We start from the raw sequence: 7,435 nt of genomic DNA on the forward strand, positions 1-7,435 counted from the left end.
TCCGTGAGCTGTATATGTACGACGTTCTCCGCGCCGACCGCTGCATCTCCGCCAACAGCATCGAGGCCCGCGTGCCCTTCGGCGACCTCGACTTCGTCCGGTACGTCATGGCCATCGACCCCGAAAAGAAGCTGAACAGCTACGGCAAGGGCAAGTACCTGCTGCGCAAGGCGTTCGAGGGCGACTGGCTGCCGCCGGAGATCCTCTGGCGCGAGAAGGCCGCCTTCTCCGACGCCGTGGGCCACAGCATGGTGGACGACATCAAGGAGTACGCCGAGAGCCTCTATACCGACGAGGAGTTCCAGCTCCGCCGGGCAAACTACTCCGCCCACTGTATGCCCTTTACCAAGGAGAGCCTGTTCTACCGCGAGATCTTCGAGAAATACTACCACGACCAGAGCCGCACCATCGTGGGCTTCTGGATGCCCAACAAGGCATGGCCGGGCTGCAACGTCAACGACCCCTCCGCCCGCGTGCTGGCAAACTATGGCGCTTCGGGCGTGTAAGAAGCCTCCGAGCCACGCGGGTTATCTGGCCAAGTTCCAAAATATCAGCGTACCAACGCCATAAAACGAACTTTGCCAAGGTGGCAAACTTGTGCCCTGCTGGCAAACTTCGAACTTTGCCAATCTCAGGGAACTTTGCCAAGCTGGCAAAGTTTGATTCTGAACGTATCTATGTTATTATATTGGAACTTTGCCACTTAATTTTCCTCAGTAGAGCAATGGTAAAAGCAAAGCAGGCACGCCGCTCCGGCTTTCCCGGGTGCGTGCCAGCTTTTGTTTTTGTTCCTGTTCCGGCTCAGCCGCCGGAGGTCGCCAGCGCCAGCACACCGGCCAGAACGGCAAAGCCGCCGAGGATGCCAAGGGCAAGCTTGGTCTCGTTGGCCTTGATCTGCTGCCGGACGGCCACCTGCGTGCCACAATAGACCGGGCAGGAAGCGCTGTGGCCGTCGGGGGTGACGGCTGTGATGACCGTCTTCCCATCGCCCACTGCCGTCACGACGCCGAAGGAGTCTACCGTCGCCACCCGCGGATCCGCTGTAAGCCAAGTGATGGGCACAGCGCTGCCGTTCTCCACAGCCACCGTGGCCTTCAGCGGGGCAGCGCCGCCGATGCTCTCCAAGAGCAGCTCGTCGGCGTTGAGGGTGACTTTGCCGATGTTGGAGGTCACTTCCACTTCACAGCGGAGGGTCTTGGTGTAGGTGTCGGCCACGATGGTGGTCTTGCCGGGCTTCTGGGCTGTCACGATGCCGTTGCGATCTACGGTCGCTACGGCGGGGTTGGTGCTGTACCACTGGTAGACCATATCTCCGTCTGCCACACTGGAAAGATAGAGCTGACGGACGGGGTGCGGGTCGTTGTATTCGATGGTCATATCCAGATAGCTCTGGCTCAGGCGGCTCTCTGCCGCAGCCTCGGCTGCGTTCTCCGCGTCCAGCTCAGCCACAACCGCAGGCAGCTCAGGCGCAGCGGCAGCAGCGCGCAGGGGGCTGGCCGCAGCGCCGAGCAGAAGCGTCACGGCCAGAGCGGCCGCAAGGTGGGTCAGGTACTTTCTCATCTAAATTTCCTCATGTTCTGGCGGGTGCCGGTCGGCGCGGCCCGCAGTTGTCCGCTTGTCCTGCCGGGTGCAGACGCCGCTCTGCCCCGGCTCGCTTTCCCTTCTATTATATCATCCCGTCCTTTCCCGGGCAAACAAAAGCTCTTGCACAGTTTTTGTGCAGATGTTACAATAAGGGCGTCAAAGCATCCCAGCCAACAACAGGAGGATTTTTATTATGGTCAAGCATATCATTCTCTGGCAGCTCAAGGACGAGTATTCCGACGCCGAAAAGGCCGACATCAAGGCGGGCATCAAGGCAGGCCTTGAGGGTCTGGCCGGTCAGATCCCGGGCCTCGTGGAGGTGCACGTCAACATCAACGGCCTGCCCTCTTCCAACGCCGACCTGATGCTGGACACCACCTTCGAGTCCGCCGAGGCGCTCAAGGGTTACTCCAAGCATCCGGCCCATGTGGCCGTGGCCGACAGCAAGGTGCGGCCCTATTATAAGAACCGGGTCTGTCTGGATTACGAGGTCTGACACATTATCATTGACAAACCCGCCGATTTTGCGTATATTAAATATAATAATGTAAACTGGCTGTGAAGAGAAGAGTACGCCTCGTCTGCGCCTGACAGAAAGCCCGAAGGATGGAACCGGGCAGGCCGCGCGATGCCGAAGATGGTCTCCGAGCTGCGCGGGCGAATTGTTAGCCCGCGACGGGTGCGCCCGTTACCGCGCTCGCCGGAGTTCCGGCGCAAGGCCGCGCCTGCAAGGGCACGGCGAAACAAGGTGGTACCACGGAAGTTATACGCTCTCGTCCTTGTCCGGCACAGTCGGCAGGGCGGGAGCGTTTTTCGTTCTGAGCGCCAAAAGAAAGGAAGAATCGTTTTCATGAGCGAGCACAAGACATTCTACATCACCACACCGATCTATTACCCCAGCGACAAGCTGCACATCGGCCACAGCTACACCACCGTGGCCTGCGACGCGCTGGCACGCTTCAAGCGGATGCAGGGCTGCGACGTCATGTTCCTGACCGGCACCGACGAGCACGGCCAGAAGATTCAGGACAAGGCCGCCGACGCCGGCGTGACTCCGAAGGAGTACGTCGATAAGATCGTCGCCACCGTCAAGGACCTGTGGAAGCTGATGGACATCAGCTACGACCGCTTCATCCGCACCACCGACGACTACCACATGGAGTCCTGCCAGAAGATCTTCACCAAGCTCTACGAGCAGGGCGACATCTACAAGGGCGAGTACACCGGCCACTACTGCAAGCCCTGCGAGAGCTTCTGGACCGACAGCCAGCTGGTGGACGGCAAGTGCCCCGAGTGCGGCCGCGAGGTCTACGAGGCCCACGAGGAGGCCTACTTCTTCAAGACCGGCAAGTACGCCGACCGTCTGCTCAAGCTCTACGAGGAGAACCCCCAGTTCATCCAGCCCGAGAGCCGGAAGAACGAGATGATCGCCTTCATCAAGCAGGGCCTGCAGGACACCTGCGTCTCCCGCACCTCCGTCAAGTGGGGCATCCCCGTCCCCTTCGACCCCAAGCACACCATGTACGTCTGGGTCGATGCACTGAGCAACTATATCTCCGCGCTGGGCTACGGCAACGAGAAGTACAGCGACTACGACAAGTTCTGGCCTGCCGACCTGCACATGGTGGGCAAGGAGATCCTCCGCTTCCACACCATCCTCTGGCCCGCCATGCTGATGGCCCTCGATCTGCCGCTGCCCAAGCGCGTCTTCGGCCACGGCTGGCTGCTGATGAACGGCGGCAAGATGTCCAAGTCCGTCGGCAACGTCGTTGACCCCGTCATCCTCTGCGACCGCTACGGCGTGGACGCCATCCGCTACTTCCTGCTCCGCGAGATCCCCTTCGGCAACGACGGTATGTTCACCAACGAAGCCCTCATCAACCGCATCAACAGCGACCTCGCCAACGACCTCGGCAACCTGCTGAGCCGTACCGTCGCCATGTGCGAGAAGTACTTCGGCGGCACCGTCCACAAGACCGCCGGTGCTGAGGCCATCGACGCCGAGCTGGAGACCATGACCAGCGAGCTGCTGGGCAAGGTCACGGCTGATATGGACAGCCTGACCATCCCGCAGGCCTTGATGGAGATCTTCGCCGTCATCCAGCGCGCCAACAAGTACATCGACGAGACCGCGCCCTGGGCACTGGCCAAGGACGAGGCCAACAAGGAGCGCCTCGAGAGCGTGCTGTACCACCTGTGCGAGGCCCTGCGTGTCTGCGGTATCCTGCTGAACGCCTATCTGCCCTCCACCGCCCCCAAGATGATGGAGCAGCTGGGTCTGACTGCGGCCGACATCGACCTGACCAAGGCCGTCTACGGCGCACAGGAGAGCTACACCGTCCACAAGGGCGAGGCCCTGTTCCCCCGCATCGACGTGGCAAAGGAGATCGCCCACCTGAAGGAAGAGGACGAGAAGCGGAAAGCCGCTGCCGAGGCCGCTAAAAAGGCCAAGGAGGAGGCCGAGAAGAAGACCGCTGCCCCCGCAGAGGAGAGCAGCGTGGACTTCACCCACGAGGCCGAGATCTCCTACGACGACTTCTGCAAGGTGGAGCTGCGCGTGGCCGAGGTCCGCGCCTGCGAGAACCTGAAGGAGAGCAAGAAGCTGCTCCACCTGACCGTCTTTGATGGCGAGCGGGAGCGCTGCATCCTGTCCGGCATCGCCAAGTGGTTCAAGCCGGAAGACCTCATCGGTAAAAAGCTCGGCATCGTCTGCAACCTCGCCCCCCGCCCGATGATGAAGGGCAAGTACGTCAGCGAGGGCATGATCTTTGCCGCCGACACCGCCGACGGCGGCTGCTCCATCCCCTTCTACAGCGACGACACCCCCGTGGGTGCCCGCATCCACTGAGCCATGGAGAACACGTCCCTGACCCGCGCCCAGCGGCTCGATCAGATCTTCGGCACGCCGGTGTTCGCGGTGCTGCTGGCCATCTTCTGCAACGTGCTGTGGGGCTGCGCGTTCCCCTTCATCAAGATGGGCTACCGCCTCTTTGCCATCGACCCCAGCAACACGGCCTCCATCTTCTGCTTCGCCGGTGTGCGGTTCATGCTGGGCAGTCTTCTCGTTCTGCTGGGTAGCACCCTGCTCCAGAGCCGGGCACCCACCCTCCCGAGGGGCCGGGTCTTTGCCGAGTGCTGTGTGCTGGGCCTGTGGCAGACCACCCTCCAGTACGCCTTCTATTACATCGCCGTAGCGATGCTCACCGGCGCTTTCGGCGGCATCCTGAACAGCACCCAGAGCTTTCTGGGCGTCATCTTCGCCCACTTCCTCTACGGCAATGCCGACCGGATGACCCCCGCAAAGACACTGGGCTGCGCCGTCGGCTTTGCAGGCGTCCTCATCGGCACGCTGGGCAACCACGGCGGCGGCAGCGGCTGGGGCGTCTTCTGTATGCTGCTGGCCACCGTCGTCTTCACCCTGTCCGGCCCGTGGAACAAGTCCGTCACCAAAAAGGCGGACAGCTTCGCGGTCTGCTTCCTGAACCTCTTCGTGGGCGGCGCAGCGCTCTTTGTGCTGGGCACGGCCCTCGGCGGGCGTCTGGGCAGCGTGACCCCGCTGGGGGTGCTGGTGCTGCTGTATCTGGCCTTCATCTGCGGCGCAGGCTATCTGCTCTGGGCCTTGCTGATGAAGAACAACCCCGTCAGCCGCATCGCCATCTTCGGCTTCGTGAACCCGGTGGTCAACGTCCTGCTGAGCGCCGTGCTCAACGGCGAGCCGCTGTTCCGCTGGCAGTATCTGGCCGCGCTGGTCTTCGTCTGCGTCGGCATCTGGCTGGTGAACAAGGCTCCCGCCAAGAAGGAGGCTCCATGACCGGCCCCATCTTCGACACCCACGCCCACTACAGCGCCCGCGCTTTCGACGCCGACCGCTTCGCCCTGCTGGACAGTCTGCCCGAAAAGGGCGTCGTGGGCGTCTGCGAGCAGGCCACTCACTCCGGGGACGCCCCCCGGGTGATGGAGCTGGCCCACCGCTATCCGTGGGTGTACGCCGCCATCGGCATCCACCCCGAGAGCCTGCTGGCCCCCGAGGACTGCGGCGCGGAGGGGCCTGCCCCGACGGTCTCCGTCTTCGGCGGCGACTGGGCCGCTGAGATGAAGGCCCTTGCGCCCTATTACGACGACCCGAAGGTGGTGGCCGTAGGCGAGTGCGGGCTGGACTATCACTGGCCCGTCCCGAAGGACGCCCAGCTGGCCCTCTTCGAGGCCGAGCTGCGGCTGGCCCTCGAGCTGGACAAGCCCATCATCGTCCACGACCGCAGCGCCCACGCCGACGTCTACGCCCTGCTGAAAAAATACCGGCCCAAGGGCATCGTCCACTGCTATTCCGGCTCTGCGGAGGACGCCGAATGGCTGGCTGCGCAGGGCCTGTACTTCGGCTTCGGCGGTGCCTGCACCTTCAAGGGGGCGAAGCGGGCCGCAAAAGTCATCTCCGCCCTGCCGCTGGAGCGCATCGTCCTCGAAACGGACTGTCCCTACATGGCCCCCGAGCCGGTGCGGGGCACCCGCTGTGACAGCTCCCTCATCCGCTACGTCGGCGAGTACATCGCCAGCGTCAAAGGCCTCTCCCCGGAAGAGGTCTTCCGTCAGACCGCCCAGAACGCCCGGGCGATCTACCAACTGTAAGATTCAGGGCATTTTCCTGTTTCTGTATAAATTTGAATCCATATTTTTCATAAGGAGAAACCTACTATGAAAGCTCGTATCCCTTCTCACCGCGAATTTATCATCAACTTCCCCGACAGCGTCGATAACGCCAAGGCCAACGATGGCTGGGCAAAGCTGCAGCAGATCGTCGAGGACTACAAGAAAAACCACAACGGCGCTTCCGTCTACGCCCCCACCTTCATCGAGGACTGCGAGCCTGCCGTTAAGAAGCTGCAGGAAGAGTACGGCTTCGAGTACACTGTCGAGTACGTCAAGTAATTTTTTCAAGAGCTTCTACTCTGTGAAAACAGCCGCTGCGCGGCTGGGATAAAGCCCCTGAAATCCGTCCTAGGTGTCCTGTCTACGAAGAGATAGGACAGTAACAGCCAAATCCCTCAAGCGTCTTTGCCCATCCGGGCAGGGACGCTTTTTTTCGTGCCATATTCGCCCAGCTGGCAGAGCGGTCTCCCGACCCGGTTGTCGCAGGGCAAAACAAAAAGCAGCCCCGTGGTGGGGCTGCTGGTGCACTTATTTGTCTCTGTAATGGGAGCCGCACTGGACGATTTTGACCACCTCTCCGTCGATGCGGTAGACGATGCGATTTGCGTCATCGATCCGGCGGCTCCAGTAGCTGGACAGATCGCCGCTGAGGCGTTCAGGCTTACCGATGCCTTCATAGCCGTTGCGGTCGATGTCTTTCAGAAGCTGCAAGATACGTTTGAGCACCTTGCGGTCCTGTGTCGTCCAGTACTCAAAATCTTCCCATGCTTCCTCTGTCCATGCCTTAATCATTAAGGTTGACCTCGTGGATAGTACCGCCGGTGGCTTCCATCTCGGCAATGGACTTGCGCAGCCGGGCTTGATTCTGCTCGGAGTAGAAAGGGTCTACCGAAAGTTCAAAAGGCAGACGCTGCTCACGAGTCATCTTTTTGGCCAGCATGGTGACGGCAGTGGACATGGACATCCCAAGCTCATTGCAGATGTGGTCAAAACTGTTTTTCAAATCGTTATCCATTCGGATGCTTACGGTGGTTTGTGCCATAGTATCACACTCCTTCTGAATACAATGTAGCACTTTTACAATACAATGTCAACAAATAAAACGAAAAGAAAGGATGAACAAAACGGCAGGCAAAGAATATAGCCTCAGCCGCGAATCCACCCGCCATTGTGAGTCTGACGCTTATACAAAAGAAAACTGCCAGTG

Annotated in this window: 9 protein-coding genes; 6 read left to right on the forward strand and 3 right to left on the reverse strand. The window is 60.7% G+C overall.

Going from position 1 to position 7,435, the window contains the following annotated elements; all coding sequences use genetic code 11:
• The coding region (locus ACT8X9_RS12115) for an asparagine synthase-related protein (protein ID WP_444269155.1) at positions 1-506 on the forward strand (506 nt) is incomplete at its 5' end.
• A 295-nt stretch (positions 507-801) separates the two neighbouring features.
• Here ACT8X9_RS12115 and ACT8X9_RS12120 read toward each other — a convergent pair.
• Positions 802-1,560: an Ig-like domain-containing protein gene (locus tag ACT8X9_RS12120; RefSeq protein ID WP_444269156.1), complete on the reverse strand. Its 759-nt coding sequence runs from the start codon at positions 1,558-1,560 to the stop codon at positions 802-804.
• A 217-nt stretch (positions 1,561-1,777) separates the two neighbouring features.
• Here ACT8X9_RS12120 and ACT8X9_RS12125 point away from each other — a divergent pair, with 217 nt between their 5' ends.
• The 5 genes from ACT8X9_RS12125 (at position 1,778) to ACT8X9_RS12145 (ending at position 6,507) form a co-directional block, all read left to right on the forward strand.
• Positions 1,778-2,080 (forward strand): Dabb family protein, encoded by a 303-nt coding sequence (locus tag ACT8X9_RS12125; protein WP_158400089.1) that lies wholly within the window; start codon positions 1,778-1,780, stop codon positions 2,078-2,080.
• Positions 2,081-2,434: 354 nt separating this feature from the next.
• Positions 2,435-4,432 (forward strand): methionine--tRNA ligase, encoded by a 1,998-nt coding sequence (gene metG / locus ACT8X9_RS12130; RefSeq protein ID WP_444269157.1) that lies wholly within the window; start codon positions 2,435-2,437, stop codon positions 4,430-4,432.
• 3 nt (positions 4,433-4,435) lie between these two features.
• Positions 4,436-5,395, forward strand: a complete 960-nt coding sequence (locus ACT8X9_RS12135) for a DMT family transporter (protein ID WP_444269158.1) — start codon at positions 4,436-4,438, stop codon at positions 5,393-5,395.
• Positions 5,392-6,207, forward strand: a complete 816-nt coding sequence (locus ACT8X9_RS12140) for a TatD family hydrolase (RefSeq protein WP_444269159.1) — start codon at positions 5,392-5,394, stop codon at positions 6,205-6,207. Before ACT8X9_RS12135 ends, ACT8X9_RS12140 begins: the two co-directional genes overlap by 4 nt.
• Positions 6,208-6,273: 66 nt before the next feature.
• Positions 6,274-6,507, forward strand: coding sequence for a methylenetetrahydrofolate dehydrogenase (locus tag ACT8X9_RS12145; RefSeq protein ID WP_444269160.1), 234 nt, complete (start codon positions 6,274-6,276; stop codon positions 6,505-6,507).
• A gap of 249 nt (positions 6,508-6,756) precedes the next feature.
• On the opposite strand, the gene ACT8X9_RS12150 is transcribed toward ACT8X9_RS12145, so the two are convergent.
• Positions 6,757-7,020: a Txe/YoeB family addiction module toxin gene (locus ACT8X9_RS12150; protein WP_412589335.1), complete on the reverse strand. Its 264-nt coding sequence runs from the start codon at positions 7,018-7,020 to the stop codon at positions 6,757-6,759.
• Positions 7,013-7,270 (reverse strand): type II toxin-antitoxin system RelB/DinJ family antitoxin, encoded by a 258-nt coding sequence (locus ACT8X9_RS12155; protein WP_412589337.1) that lies wholly within the window; start codon positions 7,268-7,270, stop codon positions 7,013-7,015. Before ACT8X9_RS12155 ends, ACT8X9_RS12150 begins: the two co-directional genes overlap by 8 nt.
• Positions 7,271-7,435: the final 165 nt, after the last annotated feature.

Origin of the sequence: Faecalibacterium sp. (assembly GCF_052358865.1) — a bacterium.
GTDB lineage: Bacteria > Bacillota > Clostridia > Oscillospirales > Ruminococcaceae > Faecalibacterium > Faecalibacterium butyricigenerans.

Bases quoted from the DNA above. Each gene is read 5' to 3' on its own strand.
- ACT8X9_RS12120 (WP_444269156.1), bottom strand. From the start codon at position 1,560: ATGAGAAAGTACCTGACCCACCTTGCGGCCGCTCTGGCCGTGACGCTT.
- ACT8X9_RS12125 (WP_158400089.1), top strand. From the start codon at position 1,778: ATGGTCAAGCATATCATTCTCTGGCAGCTCAAGGACGAGTATTCCGAC.
- metG (WP_444269157.1), top strand. From the start codon at position 2,435: ATGAGCGAGCACAAGACATTCTACATCACCACACCGATCTATTACCCC.
- ACT8X9_RS12135 (WP_444269158.1), top strand. From the start codon at position 4,436: ATGGAGAACACGTCCCTGACCCGCGCCCAGCGGCTCGATCAGATCTTC.
- ACT8X9_RS12140 (WP_444269159.1), top strand. From the start codon at position 5,392: ATGACCGGCCCCATCTTCGACACCCACGCCCACTACAGCGCCCGCGCT.
- ACT8X9_RS12145 (WP_444269160.1), top strand. From the start codon at position 6,274: ATGAAAGCTCGTATCCCTTCTCACCGCGAATTTATCATCAACTTCCCC.
- ACT8X9_RS12150 (WP_412589335.1), bottom strand. From the start codon at position 7,020: ATGATTAAGGCATGGACAGAGGAAGCATGGGAAGATTTTGAGTACTGG.
- ACT8X9_RS12155 (WP_412589337.1), bottom strand. From the start codon at position 7,270: ATGGCACAAACCACCGTAAGCATCCGAATGGATAACGATTTGAAAAAC.